General features: G+C 73.9%; 18 protein-coding genes. 8 read left to right on the forward strand and 10 right to left on the reverse strand.

The features are described 5' to 3' along the window. Positions 1–126: 126 nt before the first annotated feature. Together ACIQ8B_RS15895 and ACIQ8B_RS15900 are read right to left on the reverse strand one after the other, a co-directional pair. Positions 127–648, reverse strand: coding sequence for a hypothetical protein (locus ACIQ8B_RS15895; RefSeq protein WP_290006340.1), 522 nt, complete (start codon positions 646–648; stop codon positions 127–129). Between the two features lie 343 nt (positions 649–991). After that, positions 992–1,315 carry a TetR family transcriptional regulator C-terminal domain-containing protein gene (locus ACIQ8B_RS15900; RefSeq protein WP_403547336.1) on the reverse strand — a complete coding sequence of 108 codons (324 nt, stop codon included), beginning with the start codon at positions 1,313–1,315 and terminating at the stop codon, positions 992–994. A 272-nt stretch (positions 1,316–1,587) separates the two neighbouring features. On the opposite strand from ACIQ8B_RS15900, the gene ACIQ8B_RS15905 reads away from it, so the two are divergent. The 3 genes from ACIQ8B_RS15905 to ACIQ8B_RS15915 all read left to right on the forward strand — a co-directional run bounded on the left by ACIQ8B_RS15905 (position 1,588) and on the right by ACIQ8B_RS15915 (position 3,330). Then, positions 1,588–1,941, forward strand: a complete 354-nt coding sequence (locus ACIQ8B_RS15905) for a hypothetical protein (RefSeq protein WP_403547338.1) — start codon at positions 1,588–1,590, stop codon at positions 1,939–1,941. Between the two features lie 319 nt (positions 1,942–2,260). Beyond that, the gene (locus ACIQ8B_RS15910; protein ID WP_403547340.1) at positions 2,261–2,473 is read left to right on the forward strand and encodes a TetR/AcrR family transcriptional regulator C-terminal domain-containing protein; all 213 of its coding nucleotides are present in this window, start codon (positions 2,261–2,263) and stop codon (positions 2,471–2,473) included. A gap of 152 nt (positions 2,474–2,625) precedes the next feature. After that, positions 2,626–3,330 (forward strand): VOC family protein, encoded by a 705-nt coding sequence (locus tag ACIQ8B_RS15915; protein WP_403547342.1) that lies wholly within the window; start codon positions 2,626–2,628, stop codon positions 3,328–3,330. 65 nt (positions 3,331–3,395) lie between these two features. On the opposite strand, the gene ACIQ8B_RS15920 is transcribed toward ACIQ8B_RS15915, so the two are convergent. After that, a complete protein-coding gene (locus ACIQ8B_RS15920) occupies positions 3,396–3,815 on the reverse strand; it encodes a MerR family transcriptional regulator (RefSeq protein ID WP_403547346.1) in 420 nt (139 codons plus the stop codon). Between the two features lie 407 nt (positions 3,816–4,222). On the opposite strand from ACIQ8B_RS15920, the gene ACIQ8B_RS15925 reads away from it, so the two are divergent. Then, positions 4,223–5,728 (forward strand): SulP family inorganic anion transporter, encoded by a 1,506-nt coding sequence (locus tag ACIQ8B_RS15925; protein ID WP_403547348.1) that lies wholly within the window; start codon positions 4,223–4,225, stop codon positions 5,726–5,728. A gap of 83 nt (positions 5,729–5,811) precedes the next feature. Here ACIQ8B_RS15925 and ACIQ8B_RS15930 read toward each other — a convergent pair whose 3' ends face one another. Beyond that, positions 5,812–6,255: a VOC family protein gene (locus ACIQ8B_RS15930; RefSeq protein WP_403547350.1), complete on the reverse strand. Its 444-nt coding sequence runs from the start codon at positions 6,253–6,255 to the stop codon at positions 5,812–5,814. A 72-nt stretch (positions 6,256–6,327) separates the two neighbouring features. Next, entirely contained in the window at positions 6,328–7,293 is a 966-nt protein-coding gene (locus ACIQ8B_RS15935; RefSeq protein WP_403547351.1) for an NAD(P)-dependent alcohol dehydrogenase, read from the reverse strand. 89 nt (positions 7,294–7,382) lie between these two features. On the opposite strand from ACIQ8B_RS15935, the gene ACIQ8B_RS15940 reads away from it, so the two are divergent. After that, positions 7,383–8,066, forward strand: coding sequence for a TetR/AcrR family transcriptional regulator (locus ACIQ8B_RS15940; RefSeq protein ID WP_403547353.1), 684 nt, complete (start codon positions 7,383–7,385; stop codon positions 8,064–8,066). A 64-nt stretch (positions 8,067–8,130) separates the two neighbouring features. Here the strand turns inward: ACIQ8B_RS15940 and ACIQ8B_RS15945 are convergent, their stop codons facing one another. Continuing rightward, positions 8,131–9,651 carry a potassium/proton antiporter gene (locus ACIQ8B_RS15945; RefSeq protein ID WP_403547355.1) on the reverse strand — a complete coding sequence of 507 codons (1,521 nt, stop codon included), beginning with the start codon at positions 9,649–9,651 and terminating at the stop codon, positions 8,131–8,133. Positions 9,652–10,012: 361 nt separating this feature from the next. On the opposite strand from ACIQ8B_RS15945, the gene ACIQ8B_RS15950 reads away from it, so the two are divergent. Then, entirely contained in the window at positions 10,013–10,444 is a 432-nt protein-coding gene (locus tag ACIQ8B_RS15950) for an NfeD family protein (protein ID WP_290006362.1), read from the forward strand. Positions 10,445–10,448: 4 nt separating this feature from the next. Then, positions 10,449–11,471 (forward strand): SPFH domain-containing protein, encoded by a 1,023-nt coding sequence (locus ACIQ8B_RS15955; RefSeq protein WP_403547357.1) that lies wholly within the window; start codon positions 10,449–10,451, stop codon positions 11,469–11,471. Between the two features lie 75 nt (positions 11,472–11,546). On the opposite strand, the gene ACIQ8B_RS15960 is transcribed toward ACIQ8B_RS15955, so the two are convergent. The 4 genes from ACIQ8B_RS15960 to ACIQ8B_RS15975 form a co-directional block, all read right to left on the reverse strand. After that, positions 11,547–12,059: an O-acetyl-ADP-ribose deacetylase gene (locus ACIQ8B_RS15960; RefSeq protein ID WP_290006365.1), complete on the reverse strand. Its 513-nt coding sequence runs from the start codon at positions 12,057–12,059 to the stop codon at positions 11,547–11,549. Beyond that, positions 12,056–13,465, reverse strand: coding sequence for a phytoene desaturase family protein (locus ACIQ8B_RS15965; RefSeq protein ID WP_403547360.1), 1,410 nt, complete (start codon positions 13,463–13,465; stop codon positions 12,056–12,058). Before ACIQ8B_RS15965 ends, ACIQ8B_RS15960 begins: the two co-directional genes overlap by 4 nt. A gap of 123 nt (positions 13,466–13,588) precedes the next feature. Then, positions 13,589–14,434: an inositol monophosphatase family protein gene (locus tag ACIQ8B_RS15970; RefSeq protein ID WP_290006367.1), complete on the reverse strand. Its 846-nt coding sequence runs from the start codon at positions 14,432–14,434 to the stop codon at positions 13,589–13,591. Between the two features lie 102 nt (positions 14,435–14,536). Beyond that, the gene (locus ACIQ8B_RS15975) at positions 14,537–16,366 is read right to left on the reverse strand and encodes a gamma-glutamyltransferase family protein (protein ID WP_403547362.1); all 1,830 of its coding nucleotides are present in this window, start codon (positions 16,364–16,366) and stop codon (positions 14,537–14,539) included. 262 nt (positions 16,367–16,628) lie between these two features. Here ACIQ8B_RS15975 and ACIQ8B_RS15980 point away from each other — a divergent pair, with 262 nt between their 5' ends. Continuing rightward, positions 16,629–19,028, forward strand: coding sequence for a beta-N-acetylglucosaminidase domain-containing protein (locus tag ACIQ8B_RS15980; RefSeq protein WP_403547364.1), 2,400 nt, complete (start codon positions 16,629–16,631; stop codon positions 19,026–19,028). The last annotated feature ends 1 nt before the right edge of the window (position 19,029 follow it).

Genomic DNA, 19,029 nt, shown 5'->3' on the forward strand with positions numbered 1-19,029 from the left:
ACACGTAGGGGGGTGTCCGCCGGACGACGACGCACCGGCCGGGTCATGCGGCCCGGTGGCCCGGCCGGCCCCACTCGGCGGACGGGGAGCGGAGCGGCCGGCCCCGCTCCCCGGGGAAGGGGCCTGCTACCAGCCGGTCTTCGCGCTGTCGTAGGACTGCCGGCAGGTGGCGTTGGTCGCCTGGGCGGAGAGCTCCTGCATGGCGTTCCGCCAGACCTTCTTGGCCACGGTCTCCAGGTCCCTGGTCTGCGCCGGAATGGTGGGCGCGTACTTCTTGAACGCTGCCATCGCCGCGGTGGTGAACTTGTTGCACACCGGGCCGCCGGCGTTCTGGTAGCTGGCGTCCAGGTCCCGCGCGACGGCCGGCCCGTTGGCGGTGGCCCAGTTGTTCCACGCCGTGCACGCACGGTCCGTGAAGGCCTTCTGGTCGGCCTCGCCCAGCGCGCCCAGTTCGTTCAGCAGGGTGCTCTTGACCTTGTCGGGGACCGTGAACTGCTGGACGGGGAACTTGTCCTCGGCCTCGGCGACGGCCGACAGGCACGAGGGAGGCAGCTCCACCGCGTGCGCGGGCGTCTGCACCGTCAGCAGGGGAACGGAAAGCAGGGTGACGACGACGGCAGCGCGCCGGCAGGTACGACGGATGGTCATGACGGGAGGTGCCTCCTCAAGAGGAACGCGGACGTTCGGACGGGCCGGAATGACGACCCGATGAGGTAAACGGCCGAAGTCCGCGCGGGTCACGCGGCGTCTGCCGGCACCGGAGGCCGGCCCGCCGCCCGTGGCCCGCGTCGCGGCCGCCCCGTCGCACCCCTTCGGGGGACCGTGGCGGTGCGGTGCCGCGGTCTTCGGGGCGCCGGGCGGACGCCGGGCCTTCCGCTCACCCTGGTCACCGCGGGTCCTGCCGGGCGGCGGTGGGTGCCGGTCGGCGGTGTGGAGGGTGCCGGCTGCGAGGCGGGTGGCGTGGAGGCGGAGCGGGCGTGCCGGTCGTGTGTCAGACGAGGGCGGAGTTGCCGGTCACCGTGCGGGCGTGGGCGAACAGCCGCGCCTCGATGTCCGCCGCTGTCACGGTGCCGATCAGCAGGTCCATGGCGTAGCCGTCTTCGAGGGCGACGAAGGACCGGGCGAGCGCCCGGGGGGTGTCGATGAGGGTGAAGGTCCCGTCGTCCTGGCCGTGCGCGAGGACCTGGCGGTACAGCTCGGTCTGCTGCTCCACGAAGAGCCGGTGCGCCTGCCCGACCGCTTCGTCGCGCAGGGCGACGGGGAAGAGCTCGAACAGCAGCCGGGTGCTCCGTTCGCCCGTCCCCGGCCAGGGCACCCCGCTGCGGATGCACGCCCGCAGCTGTTCCGCCGGCCCCGAGCCGCCGCGATCGCCTCCTTGCGGATGTCGAAGTAGGTCGCGGCGGCGTCCCGGAAGACCGACGTCGCGAACACCCTCACCATGCTCGGCGGCTTCGCCTCCTGCGTGGCCGTCCAGGCCAGCACCAGCCGGCTGATGTTCGTCATGGGCCGTGACAACGTCCTCCCCCGCCCCGTCTTCGGACGCCTGCACGGCAAGCTGCTCACACTCCGGTGCCGAACGTCCTCATCGTGGCCGCGGTCGCACTCCTGGCGACGACCCTGACCCTGGCCGACGCCACCTCGTTCATCAACTTCGGCGCCCTCCTCGGCTTCACCCTGGTCAACGTCTGCGTCATCGCCTACGCCGTACGGCAATGGCGCTCGGGCGACCGCCCCTCGTTGTCCGGCTTCGTGCTCCTGCCCCTGGCCGGCGCCGCCGTCGACGTCTACCTGCTCACCCAGCTCGACGCCACCGCGACCAGGCTGGGACTCGGCTGGATGGCCATCGGTGTCGTCTACCTCGTCGTCCTCACCAAGGGCCTGCGCCGGCCCGCGCCCGAGCTGCGGGTCGACGACCAGGAGCCGACCGCGGCGGCGCGCTGAGAGGCCGCCGTCCGCCGCCGGCCCGCCCGGCCGCCGTGCTGCCCGCGGGTCCCCGCCCGACGCCTGCCCTGCCGGGCGGGACGACACGTCCCCGGACCGCCCGGCCGGCACCCCGAGGCGCCCGGCCCCGCAAACGCCGCCGGGCGTGCCGTCCCGGCGGCACGGCGGGTCCGAGGCGACGCCGCGCCGGATGCGGCACCTGTTCGTCAACCGGGCCGGCATGCTCACCGACGCCGCCCGGAGGACCCTGTCCCCCTGTTCCGGACGCGGGCGAACCCCTGCGGCCGGTTCGAGCCGGACATGAACCGTCGTCTCCGGCGTGGTGCGCCGGATGCGGGCCGAGGCCGCGTGCCTGCCGCACGGCCTGCTCCAGACGTGGGACCGGTCCGGACCCCAGCGCACCCAGGGCGAACCCGCCCACCAGCTGCGCCGCCTGGCCGGCCCCGGTCTCCTCGGAGTGGACGATGCCGCGCCGGCGGCCGACCACTTTCCGCTGCTGACCTCCGGCGCGGTGTCCGAGCGCAGTCACTAGGGAGCCGCATCGCTGTCCGCCCCGGCCCGCACCGCGCTCATCGCCGCCGGGGGGCGGGCGTTCCTCCACGGCCACCTGCCCCAAACGGGTTGCCGAGGACACAGCAGGTCAGCTACTACAGCAGCTGGTCGACACGGCAAGGGGGCCGGCAGGTGCCGTCATCTCATCTCGGTGCGCTGAACGAGTTCTGCTGGATGGACGTCAAGACGCACGACGTGCCGGGCACCGCAGCCTTCTTCTCCGCTGTGCTGGGCTGGCGGTTCGCCGTGGACGGAAGCGACTGGCGCCGCGCGACCAAGATATTCGCCGACGGTCATCAGATCGGCGGCGTGAGCGACCTCAGCTCGCCGCTCTACCCGCCGGGCACTCCCGCGCACATCGCCTACTACCTCGCCGTCGACGACGTCGAAGCCCGCACCGAGGCCGCCACCGCGGCGGGCGCCCACCTCGTGCTCGCGCCGTTCGACGCCGGGGACCAGGGCCGCATCGCCACACTGATCGATCCCGTGGGCGCGGCCTTCTCCCTGTGGCAGACGCACTCTTCCCACCGATGGTCTCCCTCGGCACGCGCACCACAGCGCATGGTCCTCGCCTGCCCCCGCCCCGAGCAGGCCCGCCACTTCTACCAGGACGTGCTCGGCACCGTCCCCGGCTGCGCGGACTTCGTCCCGACACACGGCGCCGAGGAGCCTGGGCCTCGCTGGGAACTCGTCGTCGCCGTTGACGACCCGGACGCCGTGGCCGCCCGCGCACGCGGTCTGGGACACGGGATGCCGGACGGGCCGGATCCCGTCGGCGAGCAGCGTCTGACCAGCCCGGACGGACTGACGTTCCGCGTCCGGGCCGCCGCCTCGTGAAGCTGCCGGGCAGGCGGCTTCCGGGGGCCGATGCGCGGCGCGCGGTGCTGCCTGACGGCCGAAGGTCACACCGAGGCACCCTGCTGGGAGCGTGCGGCGTCCAGGCGGGCGCGGAGGGTGGCGGCGAAGTCCTCGGCGCGGGTCAGCTGGACGCGCAGCTCCTCGATCTTGCGGCTGGCGTCGTGTTCGTAGGCCCGCACCCGCTCCAGGAGTGCCTCGCGCTCGGCGCCGCCGGCCGTCTCGGCATGGTCGAGGCGATCGGTGGCGTCGAGGAGGTCGCGCATCTGCTCCAGGGTGAAGCCCAGGGGCTTCATGCGGCGGATGACCATGAGCCGCTGCACGTCGGACTCCGTGTAGAGGCGGAATCCGCCCTGGGAACGTGCTGAGGGGATGACCAGGCCGGTCTCCTCGTAGTGCCGGATGGTGCGCAGGGACAGCTCCGTCCGCGCGGCGACCTCGCCGATCTGCATGTGCTTGCCGTCCACGCCCGTGTCCCTGGCCCTTCTCCTCGTGGCGGGCCACGTCCCGCGCGACCCCGCCGACCTCTACTCTAACGTTAGGGTAGAGTTATCGACGGTGAGGGCGGCTCGGCCGCCCCGCTGCTGCCGTTCCGGGGCCGACGACGCCCCCGGCGAAGACCCGATTCTTGCAGGAGAGAGCGTGCGCGAGCCCATGACGCCGATCGCCGCCGCCTGCCCGCCGTGACCCTTCGCCCCCGGATGTGAGCCGCCCGGCCGCCCGTGCGCGCCGCCCCGCCTCGCGTCCACCCCCTCGACTTCCGGCCCGCTCCGCGGGCCGTCCGCGGGGCGCCGGCCCGGCCCCCGCGCGTCCTTCCCGCACACCCCCGGCCTGACGTGAGGGGTGTGCCCGAGCACGACAGGTACGCACCTCCTTGTCTTCTGCTGCTGTGACTCCCGCCGCGCGGCTGCGCGGCCTCAAGCCCGACTGGCTGGACGACCCCAAGGTCTGGCGCACCGAGGTCCTGGCCGGTCTGGTCGTCGCTCTGGCGCTGATCCCCGAGGCGATCTCGTTCTCGATCATCGCCGGTGTCGACCCGGCGATCGGCCTGTTCGCCTCCTTCACCATGGCCGTCGTCATCTCGATCGTCGGCGGGCGCCGCGCGATGATCTCCGCCGCCACCGGCGCCGTCGCCCTGGTGATCGCCCCCCTGAACCGCGAGCACGGGCTGGGCTACCTGATCGCCGCCGTCATCCTCGCCGGCGTCTTCCAGGTGATCCTGGGCGCGCTCGGGGTGGCGAAGCTGATGCGGTTCGTGCCGCGCAGCGTGATGGTCGGCTTCGTCAACGCGCTCGCGATCCTGATCTTCATGGCGCAGGTCCCCGAGATGCACGACGTGCCCTGGGCGGTGTACCCGCTGATCATCGGCGGGCTCGCGCTGATGGTCTTCTTCCCGAGGGTCACCAAGGTGATCCCGGCCCCGCTCGTGTCGATCGTCGTCCTCACCGTCATCACGGTCGCGGCCGGCATCGCGGTGCCGACCGTGGGCGACAAGGGCGCCCTGCCGTCCTCCCTGCCGGCGCCGGGCCTGCCGGACGTGCCGTTCACCCTCGACACCCTGACGACGATCGCCCCGTACGCGTTCGCCATGGCGCTGGTCGGCCTGATGGAGTCGCTGATGACGGCGAAGCTCGTCGACGACATCACCGACACCCACTCCTCCAAGACCCGCGAGTCGGTCGGGCAGGGCGTCGCCAACATCGTCACCGGCTTCTTCGGCGGCATGGGCGGCTGCGCCATGATCGGCCAGACGATGATCAACGTGAAGGTGTCCGGCGCCCGCACCCGCGTCTCGACCTTCCTGGCGGGCGTGTTCCTGATGGTGCTGTGCATCGTCTTCGGCCCGGTCGTCTCCGACATCCCCATGGCCGCGCTCGTCGCCGTCATGGTCATGGTGTCGTTCGCGACGTTCGACTGGCACTCCATCGCGCCCACGACGCTGAAGCGGATGCCCGCCGGTGAGATCGCGGTCATGGTGATCACCGTGGTGGCTGTGGTCGCCACGCACAACCTCGCTGTCGGCGTCGTCGTCGGCTCCCTCACCGCCATGGTCATCTTCGCCAAGCGCGTCGCCCGCCTGGCGGAGGTCACCGCCGTGGTCGACCCCGACGGCAAGACGGTGGTCTACCGGGTCACCGGCGAGCTGTTCTTCGCCTCCTCCAACGACCTCGTGACCCAGTTCGACTACGCGGGCGACCCGGAGAAGGTCGTCATCGACCTGTCGGCCGCCCACGTCTGGGACGCCTCCTCCGTGGCCGCTCTGGACGCGATCGAGACCAAGTACACCCAGCGCGGCAAGACGGTGGAGATCACCGGTCTGGACGACCTGAGCGCCGACCTCCACGGCAAGCTCACCGGCGAACTCGCCGGCAGCCACTGACCCCGTCGCCGCACGCCCGAAGCGGAAGACCCCGGCCCCGACCGGCCGGGGTCCTCCGGTCTCGTCCCGGCGCTCCGCTCCGGTCAGGGGCCGCAGCAGGTGCCGAAGGCCCACAAGTCGCCCTCCGGGTCCTGCACCGTGCACACGTACGCCGCGGCACCCGGCCCGAAGCGGGTCTCGTGCGGCGCTTCGAGAACATCGCCGCCGGCGTCGGCCACCCGCCGGCGCACCGCGTCCACGTCGTCGCTCACCACGGGGACCGCGCCGGTGCCCGCCCGCATCCGCCCGTGCACGCTGTCCGTGTGCCTCGTCGAGCCGGACACCGGCGCACCACCGCCAGGCCGGCGCAGCTCCGCGTGCCCGATCCCGCCGTGCTCGTCCGGCGCGGCGGCCTCCCGCTCGAATCCCGGCACGTCGGCCGGGAAGCACAGCGCCGCCTTCGTGTCGTCGAGTGCGGGACCGGCCGGACGGAGGGCGGGGAGGCATCGGGCGCCGTGCCGGTCGTCGTGGGCAGGTGGGCGCCACACCCCGAGAGCCCCACGGGCCGCCTCTGGGAAGCCTGGGCTCCAGTGGCTGTGACCAGCGCCTTCACAAGGGGCCTACGCGACCTCGACCACGTACTTGCCCTGGACCCCGCCCGCCTCCAGTGCCCGGTGCGCCGCTGCTGTCTCCTCCAGAGGGAAGACCGTGTCCACCGCGGGGCTCAGCTTGCCCTCGGCCACATGGCGGGCGAGGTCGTCGAAGTCCGTCCGCGTGGGGTTGCCGCTGAAGAAGCGCACCCGGCCGTGTCCGTGGACCGTGCCGGCCGCGAGGTAGCCGAGCGACGCCACGGGCCGTTTCGGGTCGAAGGCGATGGTGATCATGCGTCCGCCGGGATTCAGCAGGCGCCTGAAGACCCGCAGGTCGGTGCCCACGGTGTCCAGGACCACGTCGAAGCGGCCCAGTTCCGCCGGTCGCACGGTCCGGTGGTCGACGGCCTTGTGCGCGCCGAGACCGCGGACGAAGTCGAGGTTGGCGGCGCGGGCGAGGGCCGTGACCTCGGCGCCGTACGCCTTGCCGAGCTGGACGGCGGCGTTGCCGACACCGCCCGCCGCGCCCCGGACGAGGAGTCGTTCGCCGGGGCGCAGCCGGGCTTTGTCGCGAAGCGCGGTGATGGCTGTGGTGGCCACCGGCAGCGCGGCGGCGTCCACCGGGTCAAGGCTGTCGGGGAGCCGGCCGACCCGCTCGGCGGGCACGGTCACGTACTCGGCGGCGCTGCCGAATCCGGAGGTGCGGCCCAGGACCCCCCATACGCGGTCGCCGACCGCGAACCGTGTGACTCCGGCGCCCGGTGCGGCGACCTCGCCGGTGAAGTCCAGGCCGACGCGCTTGGGGAATCCCCGGCCGCTCAGGAGGCGGAGGCGGCCGGCACGAGCTGCCAGTTCGCCGCCGTTGACGCTGAACGCGCGTACTTTCACAAGGACCTCGCTCGTGGCGGGCTCGGGGCGTGGTACGCGGGCCGTGCAGAGCACGTCGGGGCCGCCGTAGCGGTCGTGGAGCACTGCCTTCATCATGCGGTCGTTCATCGTTCTGCCTTCGCCGCCGGAGGGGTCTGGCGTTGACCGTAAGCTCTTGAGTGGACGCGATCGTCCGTTTGGACCGGAAGCGAGAGACAGTGACGGCGGAATCCTCTCGGATCACAGCCCGGGACGGGGTGCGGGCGGACGCCCGGCGCAACCGGGAGCGCGTCCTCGCCGCCGCGCGCGCGGTCTTCGCGGAGCACGGGATCGATGCCCCGATGGCGACCGTGGCGCGTCGGGCCGGGCTCGGCGTGGCGACGCTGTACCGGCATTTCCCGGACCGGGACGCCCTGGTGCGCGGCGCCTTCGCGCAGCAGATGGAGACCTGCGTGCGGGCGCTCACCGAGGCTCTGGACGCCCCCGACCCGTGGCAGGGCTTCCAGCAGCTGGTCGAGACGGTCTGCGCTCTGCAGCGGGAGGAACGCGGGTTCCCGGCCGCGTTCCTCGCGGCTTTCCCGGAAAGCACCTCGGAACACGCCCGTTCCCGGCAACGGGCCGAGCGGGACTTCACGACCCTGGTGCGCAGGGCACAGGCGTCGGGCGCGCTGCGGGCCGACTTTCACCCTTCCGACCTCGCCGTGGTCCTGTTGGCGCACTGTGCTCTGGTGGCCGCCCTGCCGGATGACGGTGCAGCGTCCCGGCGCCTGGTGGCCTACCTGCTCCAGTCGTTCCGCGCCGACACGGCCACCCAGCCGCTGCCGCCGCCGGCTGCGCTGACACTGCACAGCCTCCCGATCGCGGCCGGCAGTCCCCCGAGGCAACGGCCCTCCCGGGCCTGACACGAACCGGTGCCTGCCGCAGGGCAGAGGGGTCGCGGCCGGACGCGGGACGGCCGGCGTGCCGTCAGCGGCCCGTGGAGGTGCCTTCCGGTTCCGGCGCGCCGTGTTCGCCCAGCCAGCGGGCGAGCTTGCCGCGGCGGCCGATGGCCCGCAGCCGGCGTTCGGTGTCCTCGCGGGTCTCCGGGGTGGCGATGAGCAGGAGTTCGTCGCCGGCGCGCAGCACGGTGTCGCGGTCCGGCACCAGCGTGGCGCCGTCGCGGACGATCAGGGTGACGACGGTCGGGGACGGCAGCCGCAGTTCGAAGACGGCCACGCCGTGCAGCCGGGAGCCCTCCGGGATGCTCACCGTGAGCAGGTCGGCGTCCAGGACGTCGAGCGGCGCGGCCTCCACCTGGATCTCGCGCAGCGCGTCGGTGCGCACCAGGCCCAGGCGGCGGGCGACGGCGGGCAGCGTGGGTCCCTGGAGCAGGGTGAACAGGGCCACCAGCACGAACACGATGTTGAGGATCTCGCGGGCGTGTGGCACGTCCTCCACCACCGGGAAGGTGGTGAGCACGATGGGGACCGCGCCGCGCAGACCCGCCCAGGAGATGAACGCCTGCTGCCGCAGGGGGATCCGGAACGGCAGCAGGCAGAGCAGCACGGAGACGGGCCGGGCGGCCAGCAGCAGCACCAGGCCGACGACGAGGGCCGGCAGTATCGCGCCGGGCAGTTCGCTGGGGTCGACGAGCAGGCCGAGCATGACGAACAGGCCGATCTGGGCCAGCCAGCCGGCGCCCTCGGCGAAGGACCGGGTGGCGGCGCGGTGCGGCAGCTGGGAGTTGCCGAGGACCAGACCGGACAGATAGGCGGCGATGATGCCGCTCGCGCCGACCGCGCCGGCGGCGGCGAAGGCGATGATGCCGAAGCCGACCGTGGCCAGGGGGTAGAGGCCCGTGGCGGGCAGTGCGATGTGGCGCAGCGCGACGGCGCCCAGGAGCCCGGTCAGCACGCCGAGCAGGCCGCCGGCCGCCAGCTGGAACAGCAGGTTGCCGAAGAGGGCCCCGATCGCCGGGGCGTCGGAGGTGGTGGAGAAGACCAGCACCAGGATGATGGTGGGCGCGTCGTTGAAGCCGGACTCGGCCTCCACCAGCCCGGTCAGTCTGCGGGGCAGGGGCAGCGCCCGCAGCACGGAGAAGACGGCGGCGGAGTCCGTCGAGGAGACGATCGCGCCGAGCAGCAGCGCCACGTTCCAGTCCAGGCCGAGCAGCCAGTGCGCGCCCGCGGCGGTGACCAGGACGGAGAGGAACACCCCCACGGTGGCCAGCACGCCGGCGGGCGCCACCAGCCGCCGGACGTCGCCCCACTGGGTGGTCAGACCACCTTCCACGAGAATGAGGGCCAGGGCGGCGGTGCCGAGTGCCTGGGCGAGCTGGGCGTCGTCGAACCGCAGGCCGAGGCCGTCCTCGCCGGCCACGATCCCCACCGCGAGGAACAGCAGCAGACTGGGCAGACCCACCCGGTGCGCGGTGCGGGCGGCGGCGATGCTGGCCAGCAGCACCGTGCCCGCGATGAGCAGCGTCACGTACAGCTCGGGCAAGGTCATCGATCAGTTCCTCGTACCGTCCTCGGCCGTCCGTCCGTCGCCGGTGTCCCGGCCCCTCCGACGACGCTGTGCATCACGATCACACCGGGCAGGGCGGGACAGGCGCACATACACGCCCGGCGGGCACCGGCGTCAACGGGATCAAGGGGGCCGTTCGAACCCTCGCCCGACAGGGCGGGCCGGCGCCATAAGGGTCATCACCCAATTGGAGGCGTGCCGGACATGTACGGCGGGAATGCTCGGTGCACGGACCTCGGCACCCGGGCCGCCACTGGGTAAAGTGGGGGCAAAGGTGCCGGTCCCTCCGCGTGCCGGCCGGCGCCGGCCGAAGCCCTCCACCCCGGGTGAGAAGAGGCGCGACATGGACTCCTGGCTGATCTGGCTGATCGTCGCGGCCGTCCTGGCCGTGGCGGAGATCCTCACCCTCACCGCCGCCCTCGGCATGCTGAGCGTGGCCGCGCTGGTCACGGCGGGGGTCGCGGCGGCCGGCCTGCCGCTCGGGGTCCAGCTCGTCGCGTACGCCGTCCTCGCCTCCGTCACGCTGGTCTTCGTACGCCCCCTCGCCCTGCGCCACATGGCGCGCCCGCGGGGTCCCCGCTTCGGCGTGGACGCGCTGGTGGGCAAGCCCGCGCAGGTGCTGACGGCCGTGTCGGGCACCGGCGGCAGGGTCCGCATCGACGGCGAGGAGTGGACGGCCCGCAGCTACGACGAAACGCTGGTGATCTCGCCCGGCACGACCGTCGACGTCATCGAGATCAGTGGCGCCACCGCGATCGTCTACCCACGGGACTGAAGCCATGGACATCTCCGCTTCCCTCGTCGCCGGCCTGCTGATCGCGCTGATCGCGATCTTCACGGTGATCCGGGCGGTGCGCATCGTGCCCCAGGCGCGCGCCCGCAACGTGGAGCGGCTGGGCCGCTACCACAAGACCCTGACCCCAGGGCTCAACCTCGTCATCCCGTACATCGACCGGGTGCACCCGCAGATCGACCTGCGGGAACAGGTCGTCTCCTTCAGGCCGCAGCCGGTCATCACCGAGGACAACCTGGTCGTCGAGATCGACACCGTGCTGTACTTCCAGGTCACCGACCCGCGCGCGGCCTTCTACGAGATCGCCGACTTCCTCCAGGCGGTGGAGCAGCTGACCGTCACCACGCTGCGCAACGTGGTCGGGTCCATGGACCTGGAGAAGACGCTCACCTCGCGGGACACCATCAACAGCCAGCTGCGCGGGGTGCTGGACGAGGCGACCGGCAAATGGGGGCTGCGGGTCAACCGGGTGGAGATCAAGGCCATCGACCCGCCGCAGTCCATCAAGGAGGCCATGCAGAAGCAGATGCGCGCCGAGCGGGACAAGCGGGCGGCGATCCTGGGCGCCGAGGGCCAGCGCCAGTCGCAGATCCTCACGGCGGAGGGTGACAAGCAGGCGGCGGTGCTGCGCGCGGAGGGCAACCGGACCGCCGCGGTCCTGGAGGCCGAGGGCCAGTCGCGCGCCATCGACGAGGTGTTCCAGGCGATCCACCGCAACGACCCGGACCCCAAACTGCTCGCCTACCAGTACCTGCAGGCCCTGCCCCAGCTCGCGCAGGGGCAGGGCAACAACTTCTGGGTGATCCCGAGCGAGATCACGACGGCGCTGCAGGGCGTGTCGAAGGCGTTCAGCGAGTCGCTGCCCCCGTCGCCGGCCACCCGGGCGAAGCCCGCGGTCGACGACAAGGCCGCGGCGAAGGCCGCCGACGACACGGCACGGGCGGCCCAGGCGGCGGCGGAGGCGGTCGCCGACGCGGCGGAGGCGGACCGGCGTCCGCCGAAAATCTGAGGCCGGGGCGGGGCGGGGCGCGCGGTGCCGCAGGGCGCCCGGCGCTCCTCTCGCCCGCGGCCGGCGGGCCCCGCGTCAGTCGACCGCCGCCGCGAACGCCTCGTAGGCCCGTTCGTCGAAGAGGACGAAGGTGATCTCCTCGACCGCCGTGTCCGCCGTGCGGACCGCCTCCACCGCGATGCGGGCCGCGTCGGGCAGGGGCCAGCGGTAGACGCCCGTGGAGACGGCGGGGAACGCGACCGTGCGGGCGCCCAGGTCGTCGGCGACGCGGAGGCAGGAGCGGTAACAGGAGGCGAGGAGCGCGGAGCGGTCCTCGGTCTCGCTGTGCACCGGGCCGACGGTGTGGATCACCCAGCGGGCGTCCAGGCGGCCCGCGGTCGTGGCGACGGCCTCTCCCGCAGGGAGCCCTCCGCCGTACCGGGAGGCGCGCAGGGCGCGGCATTCCGCGAGGATCTCCGGGCCGCCCCGGCGGTGGATCGCGCCGTCGACGCCGCCCCCGCCGAGCAGGGACGAGTTGGCCGCGTTGACGATCGCGTCGGCGCTCTGCCGGGTGATGTCGCCCTGGACGAGGGTGAGGGTGGGGGTCATGTCTGTCGGAGCCTCCTCCATACCGCCTTGGCGGCGTTGTGGCCGGGCATGCCGTGCACGCCGGGGCCGGGCGGGGTGGCCTGCGAGCAGATGTACACGGCCGGGTGCGGTGTCGTGTACGGGAACAGCGACAGCTTGGGGCGCAGCAGCGCCTGGAGTCCGGAGACCGCGCCGGTGGCGATGTCGCCGCCGACGTAGTTGGCGTTGCGCGCGGCCAGTTCGGGCGGGCCCGCGGTGGCGCGGGCCAGGACGCGGTCGCGGAAGCCGGGGGCGAAGCGCTCCAGTTGCCGTTCGATCGCGTCGGTGAGGTCGCCGGTCCAGCCGTGCGGGACGTGTCCGTAGGCCCAGAAGACGTGCTTGCCGCCGGGGGCGCGGGTGGGGTCGACGACGGAGGGCTGCACCGTGATGAGGAACGGCGCGTCGGGGGCGCGGCCCTCCCGGGAGGCGGCGCGCAGGGCGGCGCCGATCTCCGCGCTGTCCGCGCCGATCTGCACGGTCCCGGCGGTGCGGGCCTCGGGGGCGGTCCACGGGACGGGCCCGTCCAGCGCGTAGTCGATCTTGAAGACGCCGGATCCGTAGCGGTAGCGGGCGTAGTGCTCGCCGAAGCCGGCGATGCGGGCCAGCGCGGTGGGCGAGGTGTCGAAGACGTACGCCCGCGCCGGGGGCAGGTCGTCGAGCCGCTTGACCTCGTAGTCGGTGTGCACGACGCCGCCCAGGTCCCGCAGGTGTCCGGCCAGGGCGTCGGAGAGCGCCTGGGAGCCGCCGCGGGCGACGGGCCAGCCGCGGGTGTGCGCGGCGAGGGCGAAGACCAGGCCCACGGCCGAGGTGGCGAAGCCGCTGAGCGGGGCCATCACATGGGCGACGAGTCCGGCGAAGAGGGTGCGGGCGCGCTCGTCGCGGAAGCGGCGGGCCAGCCAGGTCGACGGCGGCAGGCCGACGAGGCCGAACCGGGCGAGGGTGACCGGGTCGCGGGGCAGCGCGGTCAGCGGCAGCGACATGAAGTCGCGGACCAGGGTGTCCCAGCGGTGCAGGAAGGGCGTGACGAGCCGCCGGTACGCGCCGGCGTCGCGTGGCCCGAAGGAGGCGGCCGTCTCCCCGACCGAGCGGGCCAGCACGGCGGCCGTGCCGTCCGGGAAGGGGTGGGCCATGGGCAGCTCGGGGTGCAGCCACTGGAGCCCGTACCGCTCCAGCGGCAGACCGCGGAAGGCGGGCGAGCTGACGGCGAGGGGGTGGGCGGCGGAGCAGGGGTCGTGCCGGAAACCGGGGAGGGTCAGCTCCTCGGTGCGGGCGCCGCCGCCGACGGTGCCCTTCGCCTCGAAGAGGGCCACCGAGAAGCCGCGCCGGGCCAGCTCCACGGCGGCGGTCAGCCCGTTCGGCCCCGCCCCCACCACGACCGCATCGAGCATCGACGGCACCTTCGGACTCCTTCGTCAGCCGACGGCCACTGAGGGATCAGGATATGCCGGGCCGCGCACGGCCCCGGGCGGCGTCCGGTCACCGCCCGGCACACCACCCCGCGTCGCGCACGGTCAGACCGCCCGCGACAGCAGCTCCACCACCCGGCGCGCGGTGGCCTCGTCCCGCGCCGCGGTGAACGGCAGCGTGTTGCCGCCGCGGATCGCGAACGGCGTGCCCGCGCGGGTGAGATGGGCGCCGCCCGCCTCCTCCACGAGCAGCACCCCGGCCGCGTGGTCCCACGCCAGCTCCCAGTTGAACGCGGTCGCGTCCAGTTCGCCGCGGGCGACCGCCAGGTACTCGAGACCGGCCGAGCCGCAGGGGCGCGGGGCCACGCCGTCGGTGCGCAGGCCGAGCAGGGCGCGCTTCTGCTCGTCGCTGGTGAAGTCGGGGTGCGAGGTGGCGACCCGGAGGTCCCGGCCGGCCTCCGGGGAGCCGGAGCGCAGCGGCTCCCCGTCGAGGCGGGCGCCCTGTCCGCGGACGGCGGTGGCCAGGTGGTCACGGGCCGGGGCGTACGTCCAGGAGGCGTGCACCACTCCGTCCAGGACGAGGGCGACCAGGGTGCAGAAGCCGGTCTCGCCGCGCACGAACTGGCGGGTGCCGTCGACGGGGTCGACGATCCACACCGGCGCGTCCCCCCGTATCGCCTCGTACGACGCCGGGTCGGCGTGCACGCCCTCCTCGCCGACCACGACGGAGCCGGGCAGCAGGCGGGGCAGCTCCGCCGTCAGGTACCGCTCGGCCTCGCGGTCGGCGTCGGTCACCAGGTCGTGCGGTCCGCTCTTGCGGTCCACCTCGTGGGCGGCGAGGCGGCGCCAGCGCGGCACGATCTCCCGCGCGGCGGCCTCGCGGACCGCGGCCTCCACGTCGTGGGCGTGCCGGGTGAGGAACTCGTCGATGGTCGCGTCGGTCTCGATCACTCCTCCATGAGAGCACGCGCCACCGACAGCCCCTGCCCGGCCCGGGACGGTCTCGGGTGCGGGCGGCGCGGAAATGGGCTGCCCGCACCCGGGGCCATGGGCTCAGCGCCCCACCGCGTACCCCTGCTGGCCGCGCGGGTTGGCGGCCGCGGAGAGCACGCCGGTGTCCGGGTCGCGCGCGACCACGCACAGCCGGCCCTCGGACCAGGCGTCGCCGACGGTGACGTCGTGGCCGCGGCGGCGCAGCTCCTCGATCACCTCCGGGTCGGTGCGGGACTCGACGGTGACGCTGCCGGGCCGCATGCCGCGGGGGTAGAAGGAGCCGGGGAAGCTGTCGTTGTGCCAGTTCGGGGCATCGATGGCGCCCTGGAGGTCGAGCCCGCCGCGCACCTCGGCGCGCAGGGCGACGGCGAGGAAGAAGTGCAGCTGCCACTGGTCCTGCTGGTCCCCGCCGGGGGTGCCGAACGCCATGACGGGCACGCCGTCGCGCAGGGCGAGGGACGGGGTGAGCGTGGTGCGGGGGCGGCGGCCCGGGGTGAGGCTGTTGGGCAGGCCCTCCTCCAGCCAGGTCATCTGGAGACGGGTGCCGAGCGGGAAGCCCAGCTCGGGCACGACGGGGTTGGACTGGAGCCAGCCGCCGCTGGGCGTGGCGGAGATCATGTTGCCCCAGCGGTCGACGATGTCGAGGTGGCAGGTGTCGCCGCGGGTGCCGCCGTCGGCGGAGACCTCCGGTTCGCCGGGCACCGGGGAGGCGGGGCCCTTGGCGACGGTCGGCTCGCCGACGCCCATCAGGCGGGAACCGGGCCCGTCGGCGGCCACCACGCGCGCGTGGGCGGCGAGCCGGGGGGTGCGGCCGCCGGGGCTGCCGGGACGCAGGTCGTGGGAGGCGCGGGGGCCCACCAGGGCGCGCCGCTCGGCGTTGTACGCGGCGGACAGCAGGTCGTCGACCGGCACCTCGGCGGCGTCGCCGTACCAGGCCTCGCGGTCGGCCATGGCGAGCTTGCAGTTCTCGATCAGCAGGTGCAGGTAGGCGCCGGAGCCGTACGGCGGCAGCTCGTCCGGCAGCAGGGCGAGTTGCTGGAGCAGCGCCGGGCCCTGGCTCCAGGGTCCGGCCTTGCACACGGTCCAGTCGTCGACGTCGTACGTCACCGGGTCCTCGTAGGTCGCGGACCAGGCGGCGAGGTCCTCGGCGGTGAGGGTGCCGGTGCGGTGCTCGCCGCTGGTGTCCAGGGTGGGGCGGGCGGCCTGCCGCACCAGGGCCTCGGCGATGAAGCCGGTGCGCCACACGTCCCGGGCGGCCTCGATCTGCGCCTCCCGGCCGCCGGCGCCGGCGGCCTCGGCGAGCAGCCGCTTCCAGGTGGCGGCGAGGGCGGGGTTGCGGAACAGCTCTCCGGGGCGGGGCGGGCGTCCGCCGGGGAGGTAGACCTCGGCGGAGGTGGTCCACTCCGTCTCGAACAGCTCGCGCACGGTCTCCACGGTCCCGCCGACCCGCTCCACGGGCGGGTGGCCGTCCTCGGCGTAGCCGATGGCGTACTTCAGGACGTCGGCGAGGGACTTGGTGCCGTGATCGCGCAGGAGGAGCATCCAGGCGTCGAAGGCGCCGGGCACGGCGGCGGCGAGCGGTCCGGTGCCGGGGACGAGGCCGAGCCCGAGCCCCTGGTAGTGGGCGACGGTCGCCCCGGCCGGGGCGACGCCCTGCCCGCACAGCACCCGCACGTCCCCGCCGGCCGGGGCGAGCAGCATCGGCACCTCGCCGGCCGGGCCGTTGAGGTGGGGTTCGACGACGTGCAGGACGAAGGCGCCGGCGACGGCCGCGTCGTAGGCGTTGCCGCCGTCCTCGAGGACGGCCATGGCGGACTGGGAGGCCAGCCAGTGGGTGGAGGACACCATGCCGAAGGTGCCCTGGAGGGTCGGTCGGGTGGTGAACTGCATGCCCTGCCCCAGGTGTTCGCGTCGTCCGGCCCTCCTCCACCACCCGCTCCGGGCCGGCGGCCTCGGCCACTGCCGCACGCAGGGTAGGCGGGTGCCGCCGGGGGACGCCACCCCCGGGCGCCGCACGGGAACGTCCGTTGGCCGGCGTGAAGCCGGGACGCGAAGAGGTCTAGACCCCATACGTCTTACGTCCTACCGTCGAAGGCGGCACCATCTCTGCGCACAAGCCGATTTCCCGGTCCGTCCCAACTCTGGAGGTCTCGTGGGAAGACGCACGACAACCCTGGCGACGCTCGGCGTGTGCTTCGCGCTCGCAAGCGGCCTGGCGGCCGGGGCGCCCTCGGCCACAGCCGTGGAGGCGGGCCCTCGGGCGGCCGGCCCGCTGCCGCCGGTCACTCCGGTACCCCAGTCCCTGTCCCGCGTCGGCGGGGACGTCCCCGTCACGGGCAGGGTGATCGTCGTGGCGGACGCGGAGACGGACGTCCACGCCCGCGCCCGTCTCGTCGCCGAGCTGAAGCGGCACGGCGCCGACCGGGTCGACATCGTCGCTCCCGGGAACGTCCCCCGGGCCGCCGCCGGCCTGCTCACCGTGCGGCTCGGCCCGGCCACCCGCCCCGACATCGCGTCAGGACTCGGCGACACGGCCGTCCCCGGCCGCGCGGAGGGCTACGCCCTGCGCGTCGCGCGGGCCGGGCGGGGAGCGCAGGTCGTCCTGGGCGGCACGGACGGATCCGGCCAGTTCTACGCCGTGCAGACGCTGCGTCAGCTGTTCGTCCGCTCCGGCGGCGGCTGGAAGGTGGCCGGCGCCCAGGCCGGCGACTTCCCGTCGATGCCGCTGCGCGGCACGATCGAGGGCTTCTACGGACAGCCCTGGACGCACGCCGAGCGCCTCGACCAGATGGACTTCTACGGGGACGTCAAGGCCAACACCTACGTCTACGCGCCCAAGGACGACCCCTACCACCGGGACAAGTGGCGCGAGCCCTACCCGGCGGAGAAGCTCGCGGAGCTGGGCGAGCTGGTGGACCGGGCCGCGGTGAACCACGTGCGCTTCACCTTCGCGGTCTCCCCCGGCCAGTCGATCTGCTCCTCCGACCCGGCCGACCGCAAGGCCCTCAAGGACAAGCTCCAGGCGCTGTACGACCTGGGCACCCGCGCCTTCTCCGTCCCCCTCGACGACATCGACCACAGCCGCTGGAACTGCGAGGCCGACCGGGCCGCGTACGGCGCACCCGGCACCGGGGCCGCCGGGAAGGCGCAGGCCGACCTGCTCAACGACGTGCAGCGCACCTTCGTCGACACCCACGAGGGTGTGTGGCCGCTGCAGATGGTGCCCACCGAGTACTACAACCACGCGGAGTCGGCCTACAAGCGGGCCCTGCGGGAGACCCTGGACCCCGCGGTCGAGGTGATGTGGACCGGGGTGGGCGTCGTGCCCACCGGGATCACGAACGAGGACGCCGAGCAGGCCTCGGAGGTCTTCGGCCGCAAGGTGTTCGTCTGGGACAACTATCCGGTCAACGACTTCGGCAACACCAGCGGACGTCTGCTGCTCGCGCCTTACGACAAGCGGGAGGCGGGCCTCTCCGACCACCTCTCCGGCGTCGTGGCCAACCCCATGAACCAGCCGTACGCCAGCAAGGTCGCCGTCTTCGGCACCGCGGACTTCGCCTGGAACGACCGCGCGTACGACGCGGGCCGCAACTGGCGGCACGCCCTGTCCTACCTGGCGGGCGGCGACCGTGCGGCCACCGGGGCCCTGCTCGTCTTCGCCGACCTGCAGCACCTGGCCCCGACCTTCGGCGACACCCCGTGGCAGCCCCAGGCTCCCGGACTGTCCCGCCGCGTCGGGGCGTTCTGGACGGCGTGGGACGAGGGGGACCGCACCGGCGCGCTCCGGGCCCTGCGCCCGTACGCGGCGGCGATCGAACGGGCGCCGGGCACCATCCGTTCCGGCGCCGTGCAGCAGGGCTTCACCGTCGACGCGGCGCCCTGGCTGGACGCCACCGGGCTGTGGGGCACGGCGACGGTCAGGATGCTCGACGCGCTCGCGGCACGGCAGGCCGGGGACCGGGAGACCTCCGACCGGCTGCTGGCCGAGTCGGCCGACCTGCAGGAGCGGGCCCGCGCCGTACGGGTCGACCCGCCGCGCAACGCGTGGGGCGGGGTCCGGCCCAAGGTCGGCGACGGCGTGCTCGATGCCTTCCTCACCCAGGCCGAACTGCGGCTGCGGCTGTGGGACTCCGCGGGCGGCGCACGGAACCTGGCCCTTGAGGGGACGGCTTCCGCCGCCAGCGTGGAGCAGGGCCTCGATCGGCTGGCCGCCCGCCATGTCAACGACGGGCGGCTGGACACCCGTTGGGCCTCCGGCTACGCGGACGACGCCTGGGTCCAGATCGAGCTCGCCGAGCCGACGAAGGTCGCCGCGGTGACCCTGGCCTGGGAGAGCGCCTGCGCGACGGAGTACGCCGTGCAGACCTCCGTGGACGGGGTGACCTGGCGGACCGGGTCCACGCGGCGCCCGGAGTCCTGCGGCACGGACGTCGTCCGGCTCCCCGGCGACGAGGCCGTGCGGTACGTCCGCATGCAGGGCGTGGAGCGCAGGACGACGTGGGGCTACTCGCTCTACGAGCTGGGCGTCTACGGGACGCCCAGCTCGTAGC

The organism is Streptomyces sp. NPDC096105 (assembly GCF_044763335.1).
Lineage (GTDB): Bacteria > Actinomycetota > Actinomycetes > Streptomycetales > Streptomycetaceae > Streptomyces.